The 24,764-nt window shown below is 34.6% G+C and carries 21 protein-coding genes; 5 read left to right on the top strand and 16 right to left on the bottom strand.

Translation table 11 applies throughout. From position 1 onward, the window contains the following. The first annotated feature begins 72 nt into the window (after positions 1-72). Positions 73-981, top strand: coding sequence for a Gfo/Idh/MocA family protein (locus H9L01_RS04900; RefSeq protein ID WP_187534893.1), 909 nt, complete (start codon positions 73-75; stop codon positions 979-981). Between the two features lie 47 nt (positions 982-1,028). On the opposite strand, the gene H9L01_RS04895 is transcribed toward H9L01_RS04900, so the two are convergent. The 10 genes from H9L01_RS04895 to H9L01_RS04850 all read right to left on the bottom strand — a co-directional run bounded on the left by H9L01_RS04895 (position 1,029) and on the right by H9L01_RS04850 (position 10,611). Beyond that, a complete protein-coding gene (locus H9L01_RS04895) occupies positions 1,029-1,550 on the bottom strand; it encodes a hypothetical protein (RefSeq protein WP_187534892.1) in 522 nt (173 codons plus the stop codon). A gap of 77 nt (positions 1,551-1,627) precedes the next feature. Next, positions 1,628-2,332 (bottom strand): J domain-containing protein, encoded by a 705-nt coding sequence (locus tag H9L01_RS04890; RefSeq protein ID WP_187534891.1) that lies wholly within the window; start codon positions 2,330-2,332, stop codon positions 1,628-1,630. A 90-nt stretch (positions 2,333-2,422) separates the two neighbouring features. After that, positions 2,423-3,136 (bottom strand): J domain-containing protein, encoded by a 714-nt coding sequence (locus H9L01_RS04885; RefSeq protein ID WP_187534890.1) that lies wholly within the window; start codon positions 3,134-3,136, stop codon positions 2,423-2,425. Between the two features lie 8 nt (positions 3,137-3,144). After that, entirely contained in the window at positions 3,145-4,839 is a 1,695-nt protein-coding gene (locus H9L01_RS04880) for an Hsp70 family protein (RefSeq protein WP_187534889.1), read from the bottom strand. A 71-nt stretch (positions 4,840-4,910) separates the two neighbouring features. Then, on the bottom strand, positions 4,911-6,044 hold the full coding sequence (locus H9L01_RS04875) for a J domain-containing protein (RefSeq protein ID WP_187534888.1): 1,134 nt from the start codon (positions 6,042-6,044) through the stop codon (positions 4,911-4,913). A 198-nt stretch (positions 6,045-6,242) separates the two neighbouring features. Beyond that, positions 6,243-6,617, bottom strand: coding sequence for a RidA family protein (locus tag H9L01_RS04870; protein WP_187534887.1), 375 nt, complete (start codon positions 6,615-6,617; stop codon positions 6,243-6,245). Position 6,618: 1 nt separating this feature from the next. Continuing rightward, entirely contained in the window at positions 6,619-7,794 is a 1,176-nt protein-coding gene (locus H9L01_RS04865) for an aminotransferase class I/II-fold pyridoxal phosphate-dependent enzyme (RefSeq protein ID WP_187534886.1), read from the bottom strand. Continuing rightward, entirely contained in the window at positions 7,763-8,548 is a 786-nt protein-coding gene (locus tag H9L01_RS04860) for a MurR/RpiR family transcriptional regulator (protein ID WP_187534885.1), read from the bottom strand. The genes H9L01_RS04865 and H9L01_RS04860 overlap by 32 nt, the downstream gene beginning before the upstream one ends. A 50-nt stretch (positions 8,549-8,598) precedes the next feature. After that, positions 8,599-9,885: a PTS sugar transporter subunit IIC gene (locus H9L01_RS04855; RefSeq protein WP_187534884.1), complete on the bottom strand. Its 1,287-nt coding sequence runs from the start codon at positions 9,883-9,885 to the stop codon at positions 8,599-8,601. Between the two features lie 129 nt (positions 9,886-10,014). Beyond that, positions 10,015-10,611, bottom strand: a complete 597-nt coding sequence (locus H9L01_RS04850; protein ID WP_187534883.1) for an SIMPL domain-containing protein — start codon at positions 10,609-10,611, stop codon at positions 10,015-10,017. A gap of 82 nt (positions 10,612-10,693) precedes the next feature. Between H9L01_RS04850 and H9L01_RS04845 the strand changes: the two genes are divergently transcribed. Continuing rightward, complete coding sequence (locus tag H9L01_RS04845; RefSeq protein WP_187534882.1) at positions 10,694-11,248, top strand: hypothetical protein; 555 nt, start codon at positions 10,694-10,696, stop codon at positions 11,246-11,248. Between the two features lie 17 nt (positions 11,249-11,265). Here the strand turns inward: H9L01_RS04845 and H9L01_RS04840 are convergent, their stop codons facing one another. Further along, a complete protein-coding gene (locus H9L01_RS04840; protein ID WP_187534881.1) occupies positions 11,266-16,704 on the bottom strand; it encodes an endo-alpha-N-acetylgalactosaminidase family protein in 5,439 nt (1,812 codons plus the stop codon). A gap of 275 nt (positions 16,705-16,979) precedes the next feature. Between H9L01_RS04840 and H9L01_RS04835 the strand changes: the two genes are divergently transcribed. The 3 genes from H9L01_RS04835 to H9L01_RS04825 all read left to right on the top strand — a co-directional run bounded on the left by H9L01_RS04835 (position 16,980) and on the right by H9L01_RS04825 (position 19,050). Continuing rightward, positions 16,980-17,630: a hypothetical protein gene (locus H9L01_RS04835; protein ID WP_187534880.1), complete on the top strand. Its 651-nt coding sequence runs from the start codon at positions 16,980-16,982 to the stop codon at positions 17,628-17,630. Then, entirely contained in the window at positions 17,627-17,938 is a 312-nt protein-coding gene (locus tag H9L01_RS04830) for a hypothetical protein (RefSeq protein WP_187534879.1), read from the top strand. The genes H9L01_RS04835 and H9L01_RS04830 overlap by 4 nt, the downstream gene beginning before the upstream one ends. 65 nt (positions 17,939-18,003) lie before the next feature. Continuing rightward, complete coding sequence (locus tag H9L01_RS04825; protein ID WP_187534878.1) at positions 18,004-19,050, top strand: InlB B-repeat-containing protein; 1,047 nt, start codon at positions 18,004-18,006, stop codon at positions 19,048-19,050. An 88-nt stretch (positions 19,051-19,138) separates the two neighbouring features. On the opposite strand, the gene H9L01_RS10980 is transcribed toward H9L01_RS04825, so the two are convergent. The 5 genes from H9L01_RS10980 to H9L01_RS04805 form a co-directional block, all read right to left on the bottom strand. Continuing rightward, a complete protein-coding gene (locus H9L01_RS10980) occupies positions 19,139-19,306 on the bottom strand; it encodes a DUF6903 family protein (protein ID WP_425486354.1) in 168 nt (55 codons plus the stop codon). Then, positions 19,278-21,470: a 1,3-beta-galactosyl-N-acetylhexosamine phosphorylase gene (gene gnpA, locus H9L01_RS04820; RefSeq protein WP_187534877.1), complete on the bottom strand. Its 2,193-nt coding sequence runs from the start codon at positions 21,468-21,470 to the stop codon at positions 19,278-19,280. Before gnpA ends, H9L01_RS10980 begins: the two co-directional genes overlap by 29 nt. Before the next feature lie 12 nt (positions 21,471-21,482). Continuing rightward, positions 21,483-22,364, bottom strand: coding sequence for a carbohydrate ABC transporter permease (locus H9L01_RS04815; RefSeq protein ID WP_187534876.1), 882 nt, complete (start codon positions 22,362-22,364; stop codon positions 21,483-21,485). Positions 22,365-22,373: 9 nt separating this feature from the next. After that, positions 22,374-23,270, bottom strand: a complete 897-nt coding sequence (locus tag H9L01_RS04810; protein WP_187534875.1) for a carbohydrate ABC transporter permease — start codon at positions 23,268-23,270, stop codon at positions 22,374-22,376. A gap of 73 nt (positions 23,271-23,343) precedes the next feature. Then, positions 23,344-24,657, bottom strand: a complete 1,314-nt coding sequence (locus tag H9L01_RS04805) for a carbohydrate ABC transporter substrate-binding protein (RefSeq protein ID WP_187534874.1) — start codon at positions 24,655-24,657, stop codon at positions 23,344-23,346. Between the last annotated feature and the right edge of the window lie 107 nt (positions 24,658-24,764).

The raw sequence follows: 24,764 nt of genomic DNA, 5'->3' as shown, positions 1-24,764 counted from the left end.
TGATCCTGGTACTTTTATATTTTTATACCTGAATGAATGCTATGATATGATAAATAAAAAAGGAGATTATAAATGTTGAAAATTGGAATTATCGGTCTTGGAAATATTGCTATGAAAGCCTATTTACCAACCTACTCAAATTTGAATAGTCGTGTCGATTGGTGCTTATACTCCAGCAACTCTGATAAACTTGAAACACTTACTAAAACTTATGGTTTCAAGAATACATTTACAGATTTGGATGAACTTGTTAACTGTGGATTGGATGCTGTGATGATTCATACGCCTACTGATACGCATGCAGAATTAATACAAAAATTCTTAGAAGCAAAAATACATGTCTATGTAGATAAACCAATCAGTGAAAATATCGATGAAGTAAATGCACTCCTTGATTACGCAAAATCCAACAAACTCATTCTAATGACCGGTTTCAATAGACGCTTCGCACCTCACTACCAAGAACAAAAGAAAGTTTCCAATAAGTCTATGATTATGGTACAGAAACATCGAGAAAATACAGACCAAGAAGCTAAGTTTGCCATTTTTGATATGATGATCCATTGTGTTGATACGCTAGTTTATCTCCTCGATGAGCCTATCATTTCTCACCATGTTCGAACAGTCACTCATGATGGCATATTAGATCACGCACACCTTGAAGTTCATACCGAAAACTGTACGGGTACTGCCACCATAAACATGCACTCTGGAGGTCGGAGCGAATCTGTTGAGGTAATGTCTGTAGATAGTTTCTCTCGTTGTGAAGACATGACAGATCTCAGAGTACAGCAAAATGGAACCCTTACAATCCACCATTTTTCTGATTGGACAACGACTTTAGAAAAACGAGGATTCGTACAAGTTGTGGAAACATTCCTCCACGCAGTTGAAATCAATAAACAACCTGATACCGTCGAGTATGAGTCTACACGAATTACTCACGAACTTGTAAATGCTGTTTATCAATCAATAAAATAAAAAGATAGGAATTTACGATCCTATCTTTTTATTTTAAAGCCGAAGATTTATATTTCCTCAGCCATATCTTCTTCAATCCTTTTACGTTCAGTCTTAACAAACTGATTCAAATATTTTACATCTTTGTTTAATAATGCGAATACACCAATTCCACATAGAGTGACTGAATATATAAGAAGGATCCATCCTATCATCAAGGCAACGAATACATTTCCTGATCGAATGACATTCAAGCTACCCATAATTCCGTAAACTCCTTGAAATAGTAAATAAATCATACAAGCTTTCGCTCCTTCTCGATAAATCCCCTGTAACATGGCTCCAAGTATAACAAACGAAACTGGTAATCCGATTATGATTTGTAAGTTTAATTTCATTGTTGAATGAACCCCACTAAGAAAAATTGATGCAATTAAAACAATCACCATTACAACACTCGCTCCAAGAACGAAATATACTAGTTTTTTTAATAATTTTCGTATTTTAACACATGTTTCATCAGCAGCAATCGACTCTTCTAATTTCTTATTGATTATTTTATAATTCTTTTTATTCTCTACTTTTATCATTTTTTTCCTTTTCGGCAATCTATTTTATAGCTTTTTGATATTCTTTTGTAATCTTCAATACGTGCTTAGTTATTTACTCAACTATTCAAAGAAATTGCCATCATAAAAATTAGCAAAGCTAGGATGATAGCCAATCTTACATATCCCTTTTTTTGTTCTTCCTCTTCATTTCGATTCCATCGACTATCTTTTTCAAGTTGTCTTATTAGCTCTCGTACTTCAGAATCTTGGGACCATCTACGCTCTAATGTTCGCATTAAAGTTCCAATTTCATTCGCATCCGTTGCCCAAATCTCCCTTAAGAACTTATAGCATTTCTCGAGCAAATATTTAACAGATTCCTTATGATTAACAACCTCAGCGAACTCAAACTCGTAAATTATTTGGTTTGCAGCAATTCTTCTATCCTTTAATATTTTTGAAAAATAGTCATCGATAAAGATAATATTTAAATTATGTTGTAATAAACTCGGGTCATTACCTTCTACCGCTGTGAAATCAAATCGTTCGCTCCGCATCGTATTTTTCTCTGATATTTCGTAGTTGTAGTTCATATCACTATCTTCAATAATCTGAATATTTTCTTCTTCGAAATAATCTTTACAATTTATCTTTGCAAATATAATTGCTTGCTCATAGGCCTGCCGTACTTGAATAAATTCATCATGATTTTCTTCGGGATGTACAGTTCTTGCCTTTTTTGCGTAAGCTCTTTTTATTTCTGACTTATCTTTAGTTGGTGCTATCTCTAATACATCCCAACAAGAATAATATCTATCCATATCTATCTCCTTTGCATTGCTACTGCTTTTATTTAGTAGTAATCATCTTGTAATTATTTTTAATCTCTTATTTAGCGGAATTTAACCTATTTAATTATTATTGGTAATTATTTGATAAATTAAAAATAAGAAGAGAGGTAGAAAGGGTAATAGAATAAAAATCAATCCATAGTCTGCGTTTTCTGTTTCCTCTATTTGATTCCATCTACTATCGTTTTCAAGTTTTACTAATATGCTAATTACTTCTTTATCACTAAACCATTGTCTTTCTAACAAACGAATTAATGTACCAATTTCTTTGGTGTTTTTAGCATTTGTTCCTTTTTGAAATACATAACATTTTTTTATCAAATATATCACTGATTTCTTATTGCCAATTACTTGTGAAAATTCTTCCTCATATATAATTTGGTTTACTGCGATATCACGATTTTTCATAATTTTCCTAAAATAATCCTCAATGAATACCTTATTTAAATAATGCTCTTGTGAAGAGAGGTCATCGTTATCTGCGAACTTGAAATCAAACATTTCGCTTTTATTTAAAATTTTGTCTTTTCTTTGATCATCACGAGTCTTGTGCGAATTGTCTCGAACGTTAGAATCATTCTCGAAAGGAAGGGAGTTGATTTTAGAAAACAAGATTGCTTCTTCATATGCCCTGCGAAGTTCTATAAATCTTTCGCAATTTTCTTCAGGATGGCTCAGAATTGCCTTAGCAGAGTATGCTTTTTTGATTATCTTAACATCCAAAGTAGGCTTAATTTCAAGAATGTCCCAACATGTTATAAATTTATCTGTCATCTTTTATCTTAATTATACTTATTGTTTGAACTTTCAAATTTAGGATTATCAAAAGGATTATCGGCTGTTTTCTCTAAATAATCAAGACTACTATTAACCTTATTAATTAATAAAATCATTTCCCCTTTTGATAAATTTTGTTTTTCTTCTTGGTAATTTAAATATAAAGCTTGTAATTGTTGAGATTGTGAGGCAGATATTTCATAGGATAGTCTTCCAAAACGAGCGTTTAAAAGTTCCTCTCTTCCCATACTTTTTTGAACATCTAGATTTCTTATTAGCGCTTGAGCTTTTTCAATCTCTTTTTTCGGAATAAGAGTATTGGTTAATATTTCATTTTGATACTCTTGTTTTACATCATCGCCTTTTATTTCGACTTTCAAAATACCATTAATATCATAAGAAAATGTAACATACGCACCTGCTTCACCTTTAGGTTTTCTATTAACTTTAATATCCGTGCTCATCAACAATTTGTTGACACTTGCCATAACCGATTCTCCTTGATAAACACTAAAGTTTATATACATTTGATTATCACCTACTGTCACATAGTAGTTCGTTTTTGAAGTAGGTAATGTAGTGTTTCTACGTATTATTGGAGAGTAAACATCATTGATCATTTGTACTCCTAAACTGAAGGGACATACATCTGTAAGAACAATATCTTTGTATTCAATTTCACGATCCATTATGGCTAGCATCATACCGAGGCCTACTACGATAGCTTCATCAGGATTGACTTTAATATTAATGTTTTGTTTCATAAGTTCTCGTAAATACTCTTGAATAATTATCGATTTACATGAGCCACCTACGCAAACGACATCATCAATATCACTTGATTTTATTCCCGCATCTGTTAATGCTCGTGAGACAACACCCCTGATTTTTAAAAGAATACTATGGCTGCGATTGATTAAATCTTTTTGAGTTATCGATAATTCATATTCTTGTCCATCGATATTGATTGAGTTTTTAGCCTCTTCATTCTCTGACAGGGATATTTTCATATCTTCCAGTTTTTTATCAAGTACTTTTCGCTGCTCTAAACTAATTTTGCTAAGCTCAGGATGTTGTTCTAACACCGCATCATTGATAATTAAATCTATATCATGACCTCCCAAGTTGTTGTCACCTGAAATTGATACAATGTCTACGATATTATCAAAAATATCTACAACTGTTACATCTAAGGTTCCACCACCAAAATCGAATACCAGAACCATTCCTTCTTGCTTTGTTTCTGCATAATATGCTAGCGCAGCAGCAGAAGGTTCATTTATTATTCTATTACATTCTACACCGCAACGAAGTGCGCTTTGTCGCGTTGCCTGTCTTTGTGAATCCGTAAAATATGCGGGAACAGAAACTACAACCTCATCAACTACTTCACCTGTATACGACTCTGCATCATTGATTAATTGTTTAATAATCAAACTGGAAAGGTCTATCGCATTTAGTTTGTCACTACCAAATTCATCGCTTTTTCCCATTGATCTTTTGAAAACACGAAATGTATTAGCTGGATCTTCAAGCTCATGTTGATGTGCCAGCTCACCGACGTAAACTTTATTCTTCCTAGAATAGACAACGCTTGGTGTAACAAGTTTCCCAAATTGGTTCGGTATAATTTCAGTTTTCCCATTATTTCTCATTGTAACTAAGCTATTTGTAGTTCCTAAATCTATTGCAACTCTCATATCTTTTTCCCACCTATCTATATCAATTCAATTTTTTTAGCTCTTAATTTTGAATTTGCTTTTACTTTATTTTATTTATATCTTGGAGTCGTTTTTGACATCAATGTCTCTATTTCGTTATACTTTAAAGGATTTTCCACGATTTCATCAAACTCCTCTTTGCTAACTACCGTGTATAAGACTTCTGATTGACCAACACTTAGAATAAAATACCGACCACTTCGACCAGACATATACTTAAAATCAGCATACACTCCAACAACCCATTTATCCGGCTCGTAAATAATTCTTTCATTATTATTTCTTTTAAAAGTTTCTATATCAGTTGTTATTTCGTCTCCTACTACATTTGAGAACTGAACATTGACTGTCTCATAATCTTCAAATATAAAATTAAAGCTCTCTATACCATGATCGTATGGAAACTGAACGTTAAATACATTTTGTTTTACACTATACGATAGTTCAAATTCGTTCTTGAGTTTATGCTGTTTTTCTGGAATTAAAGAACTGCCGATAAGGCTAAAAACCGCTATCAGTAATGACACTACGGCAGTAATAAATATTTTTATATATTTATTTATATAAACATGTTCTTTTGGAAATTCTTTAATTATACCAAATATTTTGTCGTCGATTTCAACATCGTAATACCAAAAGTTGCTTATTGTTCTCATTACCTGTTCTGCTTGTTCAGAATTGGTGGCATTTATACTTCTTAAATAGGAATATATATTATTTAAGAGATAAATTGTCGCATCACGATCACTTAATATATCCGAAAATTCAGGTTGATTACAGATTGTGCTTATAGATACTTTTCTTTTTACTTTAATACTTTTAAAAAAGGCATCGATATAGAATAGATTTAGTTTGGTTTGCAGATTTTGATCTTTAATTTCTTCAAAACTATCAAAATTAAATTTACTACTTCTTATTTCTCCATCGACTGTACTGGTATTCAAATATTTAGTTATGTTTGATTCTAAAACATAACTATTTTCGTCATAATCATTTTGAATTGAATTCATCGCTCTAGATATTGCCATTGCCTGTTCATACGCTCGACGTAAAATTATAAATTTAGTAGCATCTTCCTCTGGATGAACAAGTGCAGCTTGTGTTGCGTAAGCTCTTTTTATTAACTTGGTATCATAAGTTTTGTCTATACCTAGAATTTCCCAACAAGTTTGTTCATTTCCCATACTATTCCTTCCAATAATATATTTAGCGATTTCACGCTTACTAATTTAAACTACCATTTCAGACTCTTCCTATTGTGATATTCAAATGAAAATTCCATCAAAAAATTTTTCTGTAAAAAAACTCCAGTCTTTAGTAATGATGGAGTTTTTGGAGTATAGCATTTAAAATCTTAGTACCAATATCACATGGTTCTCACGTTACGCTAGTGCGATTAATTCAATTTCGATGAGTCCACCAAGAGGTAGCGTTGCAACTTGATACGCTGATCGTGCAGGGAATTCACCACCAAAGTAGCTTCCATAGATTTCATTAACTGTCGCGAAATCAGCAATATCTGACAACAAGATTGTTGTCTTTACTACTTTAGAAAAGTCACTTCCGGCATTCTCTAAAACAGATTGTAGATTTTTCATAACTTGATGTGCTTGTGCTTCAATGCCTTCTTGCAGTGTTCCCGTTTCAGGATTTAATCCAAGTTGTCCTGATGTGAAAATAAAACCATTTGCTTCAACGGCTTGAACGTAAGGTCCGATTGCTTTTGGTGCTTTATCTGTATTATGTACTTTTTTCATCTTACTCTCCTTTATAGTTCTTATAATGATTCGTAAATAGAATCATGGCTTCTTTCAGCATTTTTGAATCTGTTGCGACATTAATTCGCAAGTGAGAATCATAGTTGCCAATAAAACGACTTCCTGTTTCAAGTAATACACCTGTTTCATAAGATAAGTCTTGCACATAGGCATCGACATCTTTTAGTTTTTTTCCCGATATCCAAACAAGGTATCCTGACTCCGGTACAATTACTTTTAAACCTGCATCATGACAAATATCAGATACAAAGGTTATGTTATTCCAAATAATCTCTTTAATATCATTTAACCAAACTTCACCAGATTCATAAACAATACGTGATACTTCTGCTCCCATTCGATTTACGGAAATATGGAATAGCTTAAGTGTTTCCTCAATTTTATCTCTCCATGGTTTGAAAGGACACAATAAGTACGACGTTGTGAGACCCGATGTATTAAAAGATTTATTGGGTGAGGTGCTTACAAGTATTTTATCATAGATATCCTGGAATTCAACGAGGGACACAAAGGGTTTATTCCACGTAAAATCCGCATGAATTTCATCCGAAAATATTTTTACATCGTATTTCTTACAAATCTCTACAATTATCTTGAGATCCTCATAGCACCATACTTTTCCTGATGGGTTATGTGGATTACAGAATAAGAGTGTTCCAATTTGATTTTCCACAATCATTGATTCGAATAGATTAAAATCTATAAAGTATTGATTTTCTTCATCGGTACCTAAAGGCATTTCATATCGTGTTCCAAAACCGTCTGCGAGGGCTTTAAACACCCCATAGACGGGCGTTAGCATTAAGTAGTTGTCATCTTTCGATAAACAGTGTGCCGCCATATGTAGCGCCGCTATGGTCCCATTGGCAGCAATGATCCAATCTTCATTGATATCTATATCGTGGATGTTTCGATACCAATCCTGAATACTTTGATAATAAGCAGGTTGTAAATCAAAATATCCAAAATCATCGTCTGCTACAACTGCTTTTATTTCTTCCAATAATTGATCAGAATGGCGATAATCCATATCCGCAATGAATAACGGGTAGATGGTGACATCATCTTTTAATTTAAAACGATGACTTATATACTCTCGATTCCATTTTTTTGATCCATTAGTTTCACGATTCAAGATCGCTATCGTTTCTTTCATAATCTAAAGCTTCTTTCTCTTTGAATTCTATAAATCGATTCATCAAGATATCCAATGCAATATGTGCATTGATTCTTGTATCAATTGATTGATCAGAATCTTGACTAAAAGAAGTTTGAATAATGTCTGTCGCTAGAGAACCTAAGGGTGAAATAGGTTCCTCAGTTATTAACACAATATCAATGTTACGTAAACTTGCTTCAACAATTGCTTCCACAATTTCAGGAGGTCTTCCAGTTCGAGAAATGACAAAAACGAGATCTTCCCCCTTCACTAAGTTTTTAGCTGAAAGTCTCATGTATCTCGAATCATCATACTGTTCTACGATTTTACCGTATAACTGTAATTTAATCTGAAACATCTTACCCAAATAATTACTCATACCCATTCCATAGAATGTAATACGATTAGCATGAATCATTTTTTGAAGTAAGTTATCCGTAATACTGGAAGATACCAATTCATATGTATGTTGCAACATCTCTACGTATTGGTCATCCCATTTTTCTTTCATTTCATGCGAGTCATCTTTTCTAAAGAAATCATCTCGAAAATAGATAAAACTGTCATAACCTAATTTTTGTGTGAAGCGATGGACACTTGTTTTTGAAACATTAAAGTATTCCGCTAAATTTTCAATTGTGAATGACTTTGGTTCAAACTCTTTTGCATTTTCCAAGAGATTTCGGAGAAATTGTTTCTCCATTTCTGTCAAAGTATGAGCATGAAGCGAGATTTGTTTTCTTAAACTCACAACAACGCCTCCGTTCTCTTGAATTATATCATTTTTTTATTTAATAATTATTATTTCTCTTCTTTTAAGTATTGATTATCCAGTGCTTTTACAAATGGATAATAAATTATCGTTGCGGCAGCAATACATATAACTTGTACTACAGCACCTTGCCATCCTGCTACTAAAAATCCTGAGAAAATGGGTGGTGTAGGCCATGGTGCCATAACACCATTGAACATTGGCATAAATCCAATCTTCATAGCGAAGTATGCAATCAGTACGGATACCATTGGCGCAATTGTGACTGGAATTAACATCAATGGATTAAAGACAACTGGGAGACCAAAGATAATTGGTTCATTAATATTAAAAATTGATGGAACTCCGATTAACTTTGTCATTGTTTTTAGACGTGATGATTTTGCGACAAAGATCATAGCAATTACAAGACCTAAAGTAAGTCCTGCACCACCAATCGTAGCAAATTGATCAATCATTTGAATGGTACCTACATTACCGGTTTGCATTGTCAGATTGTTTGCTTGGAATAGTTCAAAGTTTTTAACTGAGTTTGCATTGAGAAGCGGATTCACAATTGAGTTCACAACTGTTGGGTGAATCCCAAACCACCATAAGAAGCCATTCAATCCAGCAACCACAAGAATTGCTCCAAGTGAAGACGTAAGTCCTTCAAGTGGTATTTGAATAATTTGATAAATTAATTCTGGGAATGAACCCGCTACAATTCGTGATAATCCACTTAATAGTAAACTTACGATAACAACTACTAAACCTGGAATTAATGCACTGAATGATTGGGAAACCATTGATGGAACTGAATCTGGCATTTTAATTGTTAAATTCTTTTGAACACACAGTCTCACAATTTCAACAGTAACAAATGCCATGATAATTGCTGTGATAACGCCTTGAGTTCCAAGCCATGTAAACGATAGGACTCGCCCTACAGTTTCGCCCCCTTCTGTTAATACAGATTTAGGTAATACCACAACATATGCAACCAATGATAATACCATGGTTGATAACGCATCTAATTTATAATCTTCTGCAAGTCGATACGCTAATGTTCCTGCAAGAAGAAGCCCCATAAGATTAAATGTTGCACGATAAGCTGAATCCAAATATGATGTCCAATCTGCTCCAAAGATACCTGCCATAAACTCTGCATATCCTGGTAATGGGAAATCAGTAATCAATAAGAATATTGATCCAATGATTGTAAGTGGCATAATCACCATAAATCCTGATTTCAATGCTCCAAAGTAACGTGTGTTTGTTACTTTAGAAACACGTGGCACCATTTTTTCTTCAATAAATTGAATAAAACGATCCATTTTTTCCTCCTAATCCGATATTCTTGATATCGGTTACACTAAGATTATAAATCAACCCTCATAGATATCCATTCATTCTTCTGGGAAATTTCCCAAGAGTTCCAAAAGAAAAGGCTATCTTATGATAGCCTACTTAATTTCCCATGACATTGTAACGGTTTGCGTAAAGATGATATCATCGACATTCAGTTCTCCATAGGAGTCCATTGCAACTGCACGATGCATCACTGGAGCATAATTATTGTTTGCATATTCAATGCTTGTGATGTGTCCCAAACGTATTCCCGAACTTTCCGCAATAATCTTTGATTTATCTGTTGACTCATTGATTGCTAGAATTAAAGCATCATTGAGATGGGGTGTTGGATCTTTTACAAAATAAGATAATGAAAAGTTAAAGTTATCTGTTTCTTGTAAGCCATCCAAAAGTTGAGTCAAGCGATTTAAATCAACTCTATCTTCATAGATTAAACGTTGTCTCGCTCTAAATTGAGTTTTCTTTGTTGATTCCTCATCCATTTCCACATCAATTGAAGATGTCTTGATGAATGCTGTATTCAAGCCAACCTTCTTAAATGCTTCAATTACAATTGCATATTGCTTTTTGAGACTATGAAATACATCTGCATATGAGTTACCGGTCTGAACTAACTCATAATTCAATCGCATCATGTCTGGAGAGACGACAACCTTGCCCATTCCCTCTATTTTTAAATTATGTGTCATATTTGCACCTCTACTCTTATAATACATCAAAGTGAATGCATTTTTAACTAAATGTGGTATATTTTATTAAAGGAGTCTCATTATGAACAAACAACACTTACGAGAATCACTATTTATCAGTCTGGGAATGTTTTTTGCCAGCATGTTAACCTTTGTTATTTTAGTCTTTTTAGTTATAGGGGCTCATTTCACGTTCGATGCATTGTTGAATCAAGTTGTAGTGTCTCTAGGGTTTAGCCTTTATTTATTTTTTATTCTTCAATTTAGATCATGGGCACTGAATATATTTTACGGAATTGGTAGTATCGCTGCTTTTATCTCGTTATATTATGCAACGATGATTTACGGTATTGATACCGCCACTCAATCCGGTATCTTTGTCTGGATTGTTGTGAACATTGCTGGAAACGTTGCGGGATGGATTGTCTACCTTGGACACCTCTCTAAAAAACGTCAAAAAGAAAAACTATCCCAAGCTAATTCTAAATTAGAAGAAATCAAAATTGAAAAAGAAGCGCTTGAAACTGCTTCTCTTACAGAAAACAAACCCGAGGAGATTGTAGATCCCATCATCGATGCAGAAATCATAGATACACATGAAACTGAAAATAAAGTAAAGACTTCACTCAAAGATTGAGTGAAGTCCTTTTTTTATTAATGAGATTGACGTTTACGTCTGTTTAGAATAATAAATAATGATCCCATTGCGATTGCAGCAATACCCACTACGATAATACTCATTGGTGATTCAACACCTGTTCCAGGTAGTTTAGGATCCGATGGATCTTTTGGATCAACAGGTTTAACTGGTTCGATAGGTTCTTCCGGTTCGATAGGTTTAACCTTCTCCAATGAAACAGCAGCATCATTTAGAGTAATTACAAGTGCATCAACTTCATCTTGATTTTCTGCATCTTGGTTTTCTAACATTGCGATTGCTTTTTGAAGAACAGTTTCAAACTCAGTCCAACTTTCTTCTGTGTAGTCTTCTTTCTTAAGATCTTTATAAGTATCTACAACAAGTTGTAATGCGTCATAATTGATATCTTTATGTTCGATTAGTTCAAGCTTACTCATAGCTGTAGTAAGATCTTGAATCATAGAATTAACTTGAGCTTGTGTAACATCTGTATTTTCGAACAATTTCTTTGCATTCGTTAAGATTGTTTCAAATTGAGCCCAACTTACTTCAGTGTAATTTCCTGCTTTAAGTTTTTGTGCATCTTTGATTAAACTTTCAAGTTTTGTCTTATCTACGGCAACAACTTTTTTACCGTAGTTAAGTGCAAATGTACCCAATTCTTGAGTCTTGAATGTCAATGCACTGCCTTCTTGAGTTGCTTCAACTGTTACCCATGTGCCATCAGCTTGACGGTGGAGGAGTTCAGTCATTGGTTGTGCTGCCTTCATGAAGAGGAATTGACGGGTTGTACGTGTTGGAATTGTTACGGTAACTTCACCATTCAGTGGATTTACTACAACATCATTTCGTACAACATTAATATCATAAACATCTGCATCAACCATTTGATTTTCAAATTCGGCTTGAAGTGCTTTATTTTCTGTGACAACCAGTTTATCAGTTTCTTCAATGACATTTGATAGACCGGTAATACTTACTCCAAAGTCTGTATCATCTAATGTAACTTCATGTGGTGGCAAGTTTCTTTCAACACGAACATTATCAAGCATCACGTCTTTATAACTTCTAAAGTTTGCTTCTTTATCTGTTGAATCTTGAAGATTTGGTGCAACATCTGTTGAATAGATACCAAACCAAGTTTGACCTGATTCTGCACCTGTTATTTCAATTTCAAAGCGTTGTGGACCTTCTTCATTTAATGTAGCAGCAAGAGGAATTTGTTGTTCATTTCCAGTAAATTCTCCATCTCCAATCATGACCGCGTAAGTTCCTTCTGAACCTGCCTCATAATCAAAGGATACTTTATAAGTTTCTCCTGCTTCAAAACGAATGTTTTGAGGAATTGTTTGGTATACAAGATTTTCGTATTGTGTTAAACCATTTGTCTTCAATGACCAATCGCCATCAATAACATCAGAAATCTTTTTATTATTCCAACCACGTTGTGTGTAAGGAGCATGTTTTTCTGATAAGTGAGTACGGTTGTCTTCGACACCTTCAAGGTTTCCTACTACGAATGGATAGATTCCTTGAGCACTGTTTTCAAAGTCTTGGAAGAAAACATTGTCTGCGATATGTGGGTTTCCACTATTCTTTGTGACACGAACATCATCAAAGTATGTTGCGCCATCGCCTGCTTCACGGATAAGTGATAATTTCACTTCTTTACCATCTGCAGGTGCTGTAAAGTATACAAACATATTTTGGAAGTAACTGTTATTATTTACTGTCGATGAGTTTGTATTGTGAGCATACGCTTTAACATAGTTTTTCGCAATTGATTTTTCTGTATAGTTAGAAATAATTTCGCCATCGACACTTAGTTCAAGAATTGCTTTAGCGTCGGAACGGTTATCAACACCAACATAAGCTACATATGTTTCACCAGCATCTAAATCTGTAAGTGTTTGGCTAACTTTTGTAGTTTCTGTATTGTCTTGAATTCGTAACATGTCATTAGTTGCTTGTGACTTCATAACTTCAGCATTTTCACCTGTCACATTCCATGCATCAAGGTTTTGACGGTTAAATCCAGGATCGACAATATGCGCACCATTTCCGTAAGTTACAACTTTTTCTGCTTGCTCACCCTTATAGATTACGTAAGGAATATCTGCTTTTGCATCTAAAGTTATTTTTCCATTTTCTACTGCAACAGTATCAATTAATTTATTACCAGTTTCAGTTAATTGATAGAACTTAACGTCTGATACGTTCCAATCACTTGGAATCTCCCAAGTTGATGTTCCACCTTTTTTGTTGAAGTGGTAAAGTTTTTCTTGATCACCTGTAATAGGATTTCCATTTTCATCCCAGTTCCAAGGTAGAAGATATTTATCACCATCTAAGATTAAACGGTCATTAAGTTTCATAGTACGTGAACGATAGTTTTCACGATTATTCTTGTAGTCATTTGATTTTCTTTCAATCACTACTTTATCATTAGCATCATTAACAAGTTCTACCATCATTTCTGGAGTCCAGTCAAAGTTTTTACCTTTGGAGTTAGTCATGTTAACTGGAGTTCCTTCTACCCAACGATTCACATTAAAGTGTTGGATATATTTTGTAGAAAGGTTGTTTTCAAAGAGGTTTACAATATACCCATTGTAATCATTACGTCCTTGCCATCCTTCAAAGTCTTTCATGTTATAACCACCAAGAAGTGGGTATTCTGCAGCACCACCGTATGATGGGAAGTCTGCTGGCCATGAATCACGTTGTTGGTTAAAGATAAAGCGAGTTAATGTAGAGTTAATACCTTTTAAAGTATACCCTCCATATGTAAGGTCAGCTGCCCAGTGTTGGAATGTTGAATCAGGTTCAAATGCATAACCCCATTCGCCACCTAAACGCCATCCTTGATCATTAATTTCTTTTGCAAGTTGATGACTTGCCCAAGCATTGTTATCACCAGATTGACCATTACCCCATACGTCAACATAGATCCAATCAAGGTTATCACCAACTAAGTTTTTAAGATCTTCAAATCGTGAACGACGACCATTTGCAAGATCGATTGCTGCATCAATGTTGATACCTTGGTCAATCCAGTTCCAACCGTAGTTATAGGATCCATCTGCAGATTTGCGAAGAATCATTTCATTGAAGTATTTTGACTCGGGATAAGTTTCACTCGCATTAACGTGAATACCAATCTTAGCACCATATCCTACTGATTCATCAATTAAGTATTTGAACTCTTCAACACCACCCATACGACGTCCAATATCCGCATAGTTTAAGTGTCCCGAGTCATGTCCTTCACTACCATAGCCTTTTAATAGAACAGATTGTCCAAGACCATCTGTATGAAGGTTGATTTTCTTAATACCATCTAAAGTCATTAAGAATGGGTTTTGAGCATGTGATCCAAAGTTCATAGCAATACGGTAAGCAACTAAATCTTTAACAGATTCAGCACCAATTGGTGAGTGCATAATATCTCTAAATGCAATCGCACCATCTTGCCAGTTCACAACACCATCACCGTTAGCATCTTCTGTAATTACAACTTTAGCTTCAGGTAATTCAAGTGTTTGTTCATTAAACATGACATCACGATGATAAATCCATGGTGAACTTGATAACCCCACTGAGTTAAATGTTTCAAATTCTTTAGCACGTGCATTTAAACGTACAAAGTCATTTGAACCACCACCTGTTGAAAATTGAGAGTTACTGTGCATACTTGCTGAAAGCTCATCATTTGAAATTACAGCATACATGTAGTTACTGTTGAAACTTCTCAATGTGTCATTAACTGGTGTTAATGTATCACCATTCACAGTAGTATCCGTTGATATTTTTGCACCATAAACATTCGCTGTTGGTTCTGTAGATTTTACAGAAACAAGGCTATGATTTGGAATTTCAATAGTACGGATAATTTCTGCATTTGTTGTCTGTGATGCATTGTTGTTTTTTACTTCAGTTATTTTAAATTCAAGTGTGTTATTTTTTACTTCGAAAAGCATTGTAAGGTTTGCATTAATTTTATTTTCAGCATCAACTGCTTTCACGTAATATTTAATGCTATTCTCAGATACTTTTTCTGATGTGACCTCTGGTACAATGTTAATATTATTAATTTTTATTGTATCAATTTTGGTTGGTTGTCCATCCATTTTCTTGCCACTTGTTAGAGTATAATCAAGTACACGTGGGAATGCTTCATCAAGACGAACAGTCATATCTGAAGATTTAATTTCTACAGGTACGACACCTTCATTATCAGGATCAACAGGACGTTCAGGTGTTATTTTCGTAACTTTAACATTATCAACTAACACTGAACCTAAGCCACGGTCTTTAAAGAAGCCAAATGCTCCTAAGCCTTTGCCTAAGCCATCCATTGTATTTGATAGAATTTGTTGTCCATCAATAAAAAGAGTAATTGTTTGACCTTCAACAACCGTTTTCCAACGATGTACTTCATTAGGGTTTAATACGGTTCCCTTTGAAGTTGAAGACCATGCTGGTTTCGCACCAAAGTTTTCTGTGAAATACTCTCCAGGATTGTCTCCCATGACAGCATAACCATATTCACCACTCTTTTGAACACGACCAACTTGACCAAAGCGGATCATATCTTTCACTGCATCTTCAGCTTTTTCAACAGTAATATCTGCTTCAAACGTATAGTTTTCAAGTAGTGGAGTTTCTCTAAAGACAATAAGATTTTTTTCTTTAGATTGGAAGTCGAGACGAACCGATTTATTGCCATCTTTTTCAACAATTGATGTTGAGACTTTTCCTTTTTCTACCGTAAACATTTCTTTAAGTTTTTCTTCTGTTAGATCTTCGAAATTACTTTCAAAAGTATATTCTTCATAGGTATCAAGTACCGGTCTTTCAAATTCTGGTTCAGGGATAACAATATCATCTTGGTTATCTGCTTTAACGAGAATTTTTGAAAGTTCACCACCATAAGTACCCAACTTCACGACAATATCTTCCGATTTTTCTTGAAGTTGATTGATGATATTTGCGTCAATTGCTTTCGTAAACAATGGTGTTTTATTTCCATCTTCACCTGTTATCCAAGCGTGAATAAGGTTATCTTTTAAAGATACTTCGAGGGTATTCTTGGAATTTAATGCAGGTCCTGGAACGCGTCCTCCTTGCATCCATTCACCTTTACCGTTAACTTTATATTCCCAGAACCATCCTCCTGCATCGTAGGCTACAGTTAGAAAGTTATTAGAATCTTTATAGAATAAATTAACACCAAATCGGTTATTTGCAGGGTTACCTTGATTATCATTTTTATCTGATGATGAAAGTTCATAGTAGCGTGCGCCATCTTTGATTACTTCCTTCACGGTCCCTTTGCTAGCAGAAATGGATTGCCATTCCGCAGCATCGTCAGCATAGATTTTACTTGGGTTTGTAGTCATTGTTGTAAGGGCAATGACTAGCGCAAGAAATCCAGTCAAAAACTTCTTCATATACTCCTCCTCTAGCTATGATTTTTTTAGCTAACTTAAGTATATAGGTCTAAAAATGTAACCGCTTTAATTATGTTGTGGTATCCTTATAGTATCTTGTTATATGTGTTTTTTGGGACAATAAGGTTCACAATCAAAAATTGAATTTTAAACGAAAAAATACTCTATTATTATATTTTCATAACAATTTTGAGATAAAATATACATCCAACTTATCACTGAAAACTTGAATTTGCTATAATTTAAAAAATCTTACGGGATGAAAAGGAGCCACTATGAAAAAGCTAATTACCATGATTCTATTTTCTTGCTTGATATTTATGTCATTTCCACTGAGTAATGCAAACAATACTATTTTACTATCTGATGTATTTGTAGATGCTAACGTTGAAAAAGCAGTAGCCAAACAATTAGGAGTAAACTCTGATGATGAAATTGATGCAGACTTACTAAATACAATTTATTATTTAGACATTGAGGGTGATGTTAGTTCATTAAATGGTCTTGAGAATTTATCACATCTCTCAAATCTTACATTTACCAATAGCAATATTGTTGATTTATCATTACTTAATTCAATGCATTCTGTCCGCGATCTCACAATTATCAACAATAGTGTTACACCACATAATCTTGGATCACTTTGGCTTATTCGAACATTAAAGATTGAAGGTGATATTGGTATTGATACTTTATATTTACCTGGAATGCTTTACTCACTTCAATTGATAAATACTGATATTAAAAATGTCGAAGTCAGTGGTTTTGATTTCACAAGTTTGGTCCTTTTAGATATGCCGAATTTTAATTTTTCATCACTATCTGACTTACGACAATTTAACTACTTAGTTCTCGATGACACCTCCATTGAAGCCCTTGACTATCCAATGCTCAATTTAGAAACGTTGGTTGTGCAGGGGAAATGAGTTCACTTGATCCACTTCTCAACCACCCAAATCTCAAAAATATCACCTTGAATAATTCCTACCTTAACTCTAAAGATGAATATGAGAAACTCTATAATCTACAACATTTAAATAGAATAAGTTTGTTTGCAAATCAACTAACGGATGAATCTCATATTGTAGAAGTTGTTTCAAATCATCCATCAATTACACATGTTGAGCTCTCAAATAATTTTCTCACCGATTTCTCAAGTCTTGATAAGATGCAACAAAAGGATTCAGTGTACTTCAGTGCAGGGGTCAAAAAATTTCATCAGAAGATACAATAAACACAGATGAATATTCACGAGAAGTAGAGTTTAATGTTCCTGATAGTATTTTAAATATCAGTGATGTGACTGTATCACCCAGTTATCAAGGTACCTATGATGAACAGTCAAACACTGTGACATGGACAAACCTTTATCCCCAAGATACTCTCTCTTATACATTTCTATCACTTTACTATGGCGACTCATTCTATGTGATTGAAGGCAATTCCCGAATTGATGTCTCAAGATCTTATTCCCTTACTTTTGATTCAAATGGTGGTTCTTCTATTGACCCTTTACTCAATCTACCGTTTGGGTCAGTGATAACTAAACCTGATAATCCAACCAAAGCTGGTTATGAATTTGATGGATGGTTCAGAGATACCGATCTAACTTACCCATATTATTTCGAGTATGATTTTATCTATGGTGATACAACTCTTTACGCAAAATGGATTGAGAAGACCTACACACTTACGTTCAATAGTAACGATGGATCATATGTTGATCCCGTTACTGACATACTGAATGAATCTCTTGTTAATGCACCCATCGAACCGACTCGACCTGGATATCATTTTGCTGGCTGGTTCCAAGATTCAAATCTAACCTTACCTTGGAATTTTGAAACAGATATAATTACTGATGATGTCACATTGTATGCGAAATGGATTGAAAATACTTATACCATAACATTTGATAGTAATGGCGGATCAATGATTGATCCAACACTTAATATCACGAGCGGAACAAAAATTTCTGCTCCTAATGTTCCAACACGTACTGGATATCAATTTGATGGTTGGTTTAAGGATCAAGATCTTACCTTACCTTGGAATTTTGACCATGACGTTGTAACTGAAGATGGTACACTTTATGCAAGATGGATTACCGATACACCAATTACACCGATTGATCCTGAAAAACCGGTTAATCCGTCAGATTCAATTAATCCTGAAAATCCTGTTGAACCGACAGTTTCGGACGATGCTTCCCAAGAAGAAGGAACAAACCCAATACTCCCTCTTACAGGTCAAAATAATGAACTTGTAGGTGCAGGCTTGATAATAATCTTTATTGGTATCGCAATCTTAGTAATCCCAACTTTACGAAAAAAATTAAAGCCTTAATCGTTCTACCTAAAAAATAAAAAAAAGTCTCCTTTACACACATCTTGCAATGAGTGCAAAGGAGACTTTAGTTTTTCTTAACTTAACGCTATTTAAACTTACGATTATACAAGTATAAATTCCCCAGAAGCATACATAATCCCACTGTCATAAGACCTAAGTTTTGCATGCTAATTTCCTTATGGTAGGTGAAGATTAAATATAACCCACCAACAAAGAGAAGGATGTTAAGCACTAAATTCAATATCTTTTTCATGAACATTACCCCACAATATCTCGGATCCTGACAATTCTATTTCAATTCCGTTTCCATGACCATCATAGATGATAGTTTTTTGAACTTGATTGGTATTATTCACTACTGCGATTTTATGTGATTCAGGGTAGACATTAACTTCGCAATAGATATTTGAGGAGAAGAATCGTGTGAGTTCTTCTTCTTTTTTCATGGAGTAGTAGATACTTCGTAGGAGAATACGTGTATTTGAGAAGTTGTAAGGGAGTCCCATGAGATAAACCCCACGACCTTGACCGTAATCACGTGCAGCTATTGTTACGTTTTCTTGGTCCATTGCAATGATTTCGGTATCTTCAAATCGAGCATAAGTGTTATTGATTTGCTCACCATGATTGAAGTTTTCTGTTAAGTCTTCGGTAATGAAATGTGACGAGAGTGGTTGGTTGAAGTACTTGTCTGTAGAAAGTGTATATCCAAGTTCTTTATCAACTCCTAAAATATCATTGAGCTGGAAGAAATGACCACCTTTCTCAAGTGCTGAGGGTTCACCCACTCCGATAAATCCATGTCCTTCATATACCCATTGTCTAATTGTTGAAACAAGTTCTGGATTGCTCCATTGACTTCCCCCTGAGAAGGATGTTCCCGCATCCCCCGCATTAATGATGACATCAATGTGACTTGGAATACCATCTTTAATTTCATCGAAAGAAATAAACTCTACATCAACATCCAATCCACTTAGACTTTCTAAAATACCAAGGTATGAATAGATTTGTTTATAGTGAAGTGCATGAGCAACCATGTAGCTTTGCCATGTTCTTAATTTACCAAAGGAATTAAGAATAGCAACTGTGCATTTTGAGTATGGTTTCTTGTCTTCAACATGGGTTAATATTTCTCGGAATTGTTCTGTAGTTTCAGAAATATAATCTACAAATGTTGGAAACTTGTAAGCAAGACTTGGATAGCCACCATAACCAATTCGATTTAATGGGCTTCTTAGAAGTGCTCGTCGTGCAGATACCCAATTATCAACGGCTTCATCAAGAATTGCTTGATCGTTACCTTCAAAGAATGTATCTGGGAAGAAGTATGGTAAGAAGCGTCCTTCTGTGTATTTAACATGAGGAATATCTGAAATAAGTCTCAGCGTTGTTCCGCCACCAACACTCCCTACAACACCATCAAGTCCTATGGATTCAAAGTACTTACCATAAGGTTCTGTACCAATCCAGTTATCACCTAAGAACATGACTGCTTCTTTTCCATATTGGTGAACAATATCAACAAGTTCTTTCGCACGCATTGCTACGAATTTTTGTTGGAAATCAATGTAGTCACGATAAGCATCTGTTGGTTCCTTAAATGTTGAGTTGTAGTATCCGTTCGTAATGAAATCTTCAGATGTTAGACGATAACCTTTTTCTGCTTCGAATGCTTCTAATGCAGCAGGTGATACTGATGATCCGTATCCAAACCAGTCTACGAATTTTTCTTTACGCTTATCATTAAAGAATAATGTAAAGTGATAGTAGAATGTTGTGAATCGAACAACATCTGTTTTAGGGTTGTTTTCCATAAAATCAATGAGTGTCTCAACCATATATTTATGTGAGTGAGGTTGACGAGCATCAAAAGGAATCTCTTTTGGTTTATCTCCCCAATCATTCGTAATATGATTATACATTTGGGTTGGATCCCAAATCATGTATGATAAGAAGTTTACCGTATATTCATGGAAAGGAATTGCATTATGAACCTCTACTTGATGTGTTTCTTCATTAACATTCCAGTCAACAGGATCAACACGTGTTTCAGTAGTTCGATCGTAAACATCCCACCAAACTTTAGGGTCATGATGATAATCCGGTTTGATTTGTTCTGTTAGAAATCCATTCATAAAGTCAATTGTACATACTGTTTCAGTAGCTAATGTATAATCACTCATGAGATAGAGTTGTTGCATTTCATCAAGATGTTGGTATGCAAATTCATTGTGACCTCGTGCAACAAAATAGGTTGTATATATTTTTGCATCAAGATCTTTAATTTGATCGTCTAGTTTTGTACCGTCACTATCTCGAAGTGCATCAGCACCCCAACGGTTCATTAAGTCTTTTGTTTCTTCATAGAAATTATTTTGGCTTGGTAGTGTTACCCGCCCTTTAATTTTCGTCATGTTTGCGGTCTCCTAATCTTTAATACCACCCAAGGTCATTCCTTGAGTAAGTTTGTTTTGTACAAAGATGTACAGAATTAAAGTTGGTAACATAACTATGACAAGTCCTGCATAGAGCGGTCCTGGGTTTGCAGCACCACGAGCAGCTTGTTGTAAGTTAATCAATCCAACAGGTAAGGTTTTATTGACCCCTGGCATGAGTGTCAATGCGATAATATATTCATTCCAAAATGATAAGAAGTTAAAGAGAATAATGGTAACAATACTTGGTTTTGCCATTGGTATCATAATTTTCATCATTGTTTGGAAGTGTGATGCACCATCAATTGATGCTGCTTCTTCAAATCCTTTTGGTAATGTCTTGAAATAACCTGTTAAGAGGTAAATTGTAAATGGTAATGCAGTTGCTGCATAAACAATAGCTAATACCAAACGATTATTTAAGAACATATCCATGCCCCACATTGATTGGGCACCTTTATTTAATTTGAGTAACATTAAGAAAATTGGAATAACAATATAGTTAACATTAATGAAAAGACCTGCCATGAAAATGGAGTTAATCGGTTTTTTCATCTTGAAATCAAAACGAGCAAGGACATAGGATGCAGGAAGTGCTGTCACAAGTAGGATAATGATTCCTAATGCGGTAACAATTACTGAGTTTAAGAAGTAATCTCCCATTTTTGCAGTTTTGAATGCTTCTACAAAGTTATTAAAGTATAATGCATCGGGTAATTTCCACGGATTCATAAAGAATTCGTGAGGTTGTTTGAGTGATGCCAAGAATACCCAACCCAGCGGAATAATAATTGACACGGCCAACATCAGAAGTGCAAAATAAATGAATATTTTATAAACTTTGTCGGCTGACATTTCTTTAAATTTTTTCATTCTTGCCTCCTACATTTGAATGGTATCGCGTTCAGTAATCTTATTAATAATTGCAGAGAGTGCAAATGAGAATAAGAAGATCATGACACCAATTGCCATCCCGTAACCGTAGGATGCATTATCGTATGCTTGTTTGTATAAATAACTTAGGAAGACTTCACTGGCTCCACCAGGTCCGCCTGACGTCAGTACTTTAACAAATAAGAAACTCATGTTAATCGTACTGATTACAAAGAATGTGAGCGTTGTACGAATATTAGACCAAATGAGTGGTAATGTAATTTGGAAGAATTGACGTGTTCGTGATGCGCCTTCAATCTCAGCTGCTTCATAAAGATGTTCTGGAATGCTACTGATACTTGCCATATACATAACCATATAGTAACCAATAGCTTGCCAGATCATTGCTCCAGCAATTGCATAGAGTACAACGTTTGGATCCCCTAAGAACTGAATGTTCTTCCAAGTATCAGGTTTAAATAGTGCAATAATATTATTGAGGAGTCCCCCTTGGTCAACCGCATAGATTTGAGCAAAGATTGCTGCAATAACGGCAACGGAGAGAATGTTAGGAATATAGAAAATAACTCTGAAGAATCCCTTTCCTTTGACATTTTCTCTTACAAGTACATTTGCAAAAAGAATTGCAAATAGGAATGTAAATAAGGTAACAACAACAATTAAGACTATTGAGTTTTGGAAAGCCTGAATAAAATATTGATCTTTAAATAAAATTACAAAGTTATTCAAACCAACAAACGTTTTTGAATCGGATAAGCCACCCCATTTAAACATAGACATAAAGAAGATGTTCAAGGTTGGATATACCATAAAGATAGCTACGAGTATTAATGCAGGTGTGAGACATGCAATAACGAAACGTCGTTGCGATTTACTTTTGTTCATAATACCACTCCAATCATAAGGAAGCGATGAATGGTTTTGGCATTCATCGCTCTATTTAATATAACCTCTATAATTATTTAAATTTTGCGACAGCTTCGATTACTGCGTCATACCATTGATCAACTGTTTTTTGTCCTGATACAACTTCGTTTACAGTTCCGTATAAGATACCTGTTTCTGAAGTTAGGTCAACACCTTCGACAGCTTCAACTGATTTGAATCCTACGGATGTAGCAACAGCACCCTTGTCGTAAACGTTGTAGAAATCTTTAATTGATTCATCTTTAATGAATTGTGATGAATTTGTTGTTGGTTGAATTGCATTTTTATTTGCTGCAAAGATTTCGATTGCTTTGTCTGAATATAAGAATGTGATGAATTCTTTAGCTAATTCTTTATTCTTAGCATCGGATGGGATATATACTTCTTCAGTAAATGTTGATGAGTATGTTTTGCCATCAGCAGTTAATTTAGGAATTGCTGTGAATCCCCATTCGAATCCTTCTGCACGTGGAGCTTTTTCCATTTCGCCTGGTAACCATGTACCATTTGTTACGAATAATGCTTTGTTATCAAGTACTAATTGTTGGTTCTTTGTAAATCCTTCTTTATTAGCTTGAGCTACAGTATCTGGATGTGTGTATTGTGCAAGTTTTCCAACAATTTCAAATGCTTTCTTAGTTTCTGGATCTTTCCATGTTTCTAAGTCATAAGCCATAAGTTTTGCATATTTTTCTGGTCCAACTGCTTCATTTAAGATTGCTGAGAATAATGCATCGAAGTAACCTGTTGTAGGATATGTGAATAATGCAATACCTTCTGCTTTAGCTTTGTCACCAAGTGCGAACATTTCATCCCAAGTTGTTGGAACTGTCCAGCCTTTTGATTCAAAGAGTCCTTTGTTGTAGAAGAGTCCTGTTGGAGCGTAGAAATTAGGTGCTAAGTATTGTTTACCATCACCGTAAGGTGCTGTTCTTAATGTGTTCGCAACCCCTGGAGTTAATTTTTCATTAACTGTTTTTTCTTCGCCTAATACTTTCATATTAAATACATCTGAAATTTCTTCAATTTTCTTTTCTGCGATCATTGTGTCTGTTAATTTACCAGCACCTCCGATTGCAAGATAGATAACATCAGGTGTGTCACCTGCTTGAATTTGTGGTCTTAGTACATCTGAAATATTTTTTTCGAATGTAGTTTCAACCTTTGTTCCGTCACCCTTTGTTTCCTCAAACGCTTTGATGACAGCATTCCAACCGTCTGTTTCATAACCACCATTAAGTCCTGCGACTTTTAAGACTTTGTTTTCTGTCTTAGGTGCTTCTTTCTTACCGCATCCTGTTAGTACTAACAGAAACGCTAACATTGCAACGAATAACTTTTTCATTGATTGTTCCTCCTGTATAACTCTATGATAATTCTATGTAAGCGGTTTATCTACAAATATATTGCCATGCACGTGTGTAATCTTGCTATATTCGTAAAATTCTATAT

Origin of the sequence: Erysipelothrix inopinata (assembly GCF_014396165.1) — a bacterium.
Classification (GTDB): Bacteria; Bacillota_I; Bacilli_A; order Erysipelotrichales; family Erysipelotrichaceae; genus Erysipelothrix; species Erysipelothrix inopinata.
Note: the sequence above shows the minus strand (reverse complement) of the source record. Positions and strands in the feature narration are given on the sequence as shown.

Bases quoted from the DNA above. Each gene is read 5' to 3' on its own strand.
- H9L01_RS04850 (WP_187534883.1), bottom strand. From the start codon at position 10,611: ATGACACATAATTTAAAAATAGAGGGAATGGGCAAGGTTGTCGTCTCT.
- H9L01_RS04870 (WP_187534887.1), bottom strand. From the start codon at position 6,617: ATGAAAAAAGTACATAATACAGATAAAGCACCAAAAGCAATCGGACCT.
- H9L01_RS04830 (WP_187534879.1), top strand. From the start codon at position 17,627: ATGAGTTCACTTGATCCACTTCTCAACCACCCAAATCTCAAAAATATC.
- H9L01_RS04815 (WP_187534876.1), bottom strand. From the start codon at position 22,364: ATGAAAAAATTTAAAGAAATGTCAGCCGACAAAGTTTATAAAATATTC.
- H9L01_RS04895 (WP_187534892.1), bottom strand. From the start codon at position 1,550: ATGATAAAAGTAGAGAATAAAAAGAATTATAAAATAATCAATAAGAAA.
- H9L01_RS04875 (WP_187534888.1), bottom strand. From the start codon at position 6,044: ATGGGAAATGAACAAACTTGTTGGGAAATTCTAGGTATAGACAAAACT.
- H9L01_RS04845 (WP_187534882.1), top strand. From the start codon at position 10,694: ATGAACAAACAACACTTACGAGAATCACTATTTATCAGTCTGGGAATG.
- H9L01_RS04810 (WP_187534875.1), bottom strand. From the start codon at position 23,270: ATGAACAAAAGTAAATCGCAACGACGTTTCGTTATTGCATGTCTCACA.
- H9L01_RS04805 (WP_187534874.1), bottom strand. From the start codon at position 24,657: ATGAAAAAGTTATTCGTTGCAATGTTAGCGTTTCTGTTAGTACTAACA.
- H9L01_RS04885 (WP_187534890.1), bottom strand. From the start codon at position 3,136: ATGACAGATAAATTTATAACATGTTGGGACATTCTTGAAATTAAGCCT.
- H9L01_RS04855 (WP_187534884.1), bottom strand. From the start codon at position 9,885: ATGGATCGTTTTATTCAATTTATTGAAGAAAAAATGGTGCCACGTGTT.
- H9L01_RS04840 (WP_187534881.1), bottom strand. From the start codon at position 16,704: ATGAAGAAGTTTTTGACTGGATTTCTTGCGCTAGTCATTGCCCTTACA.
- gnpA (WP_187534877.1), bottom strand. From the start codon at position 21,470: ATGACGAAAATTAAAGGGCGGGTAACACTACCAAGCCAAAATAATTTC.
- H9L01_RS04890 (WP_187534891.1), bottom strand. From the start codon at position 2,332: ATGGATAGATATTATTCTTGTTGGGATGTATTAGAGATAGCACCAACT.
- H9L01_RS04835 (WP_187534880.1), top strand. From the start codon at position 16,980: ATGAAAAAGCTAATTACCATGATTCTATTTTCTTGCTTGATATTTATG.
- H9L01_RS04865 (WP_187534886.1), bottom strand. From the start codon at position 7,794: ATGAAAGAAACGATAGCGATCTTGAATCGTGAAACTAATGGATCAAAA.
- H9L01_RS04880 (WP_187534889.1), bottom strand. From the start codon at position 4,839: ATGAGAGTTGCAATAGATTTAGGAACTACAAATAGCTTAGTTACAATG.
- H9L01_RS04900 (WP_187534893.1), top strand. From the start codon at position 73: ATGTTGAAAATTGGAATTATCGGTCTTGGAAATATTGCTATGAAAGCC.
- H9L01_RS10980 (WP_425486354.1), bottom strand. From the start codon at position 19,306: ATGAAAAAGATATTGAATTTAGTGCTTAACATCCTTCTCTTTGTTGGT.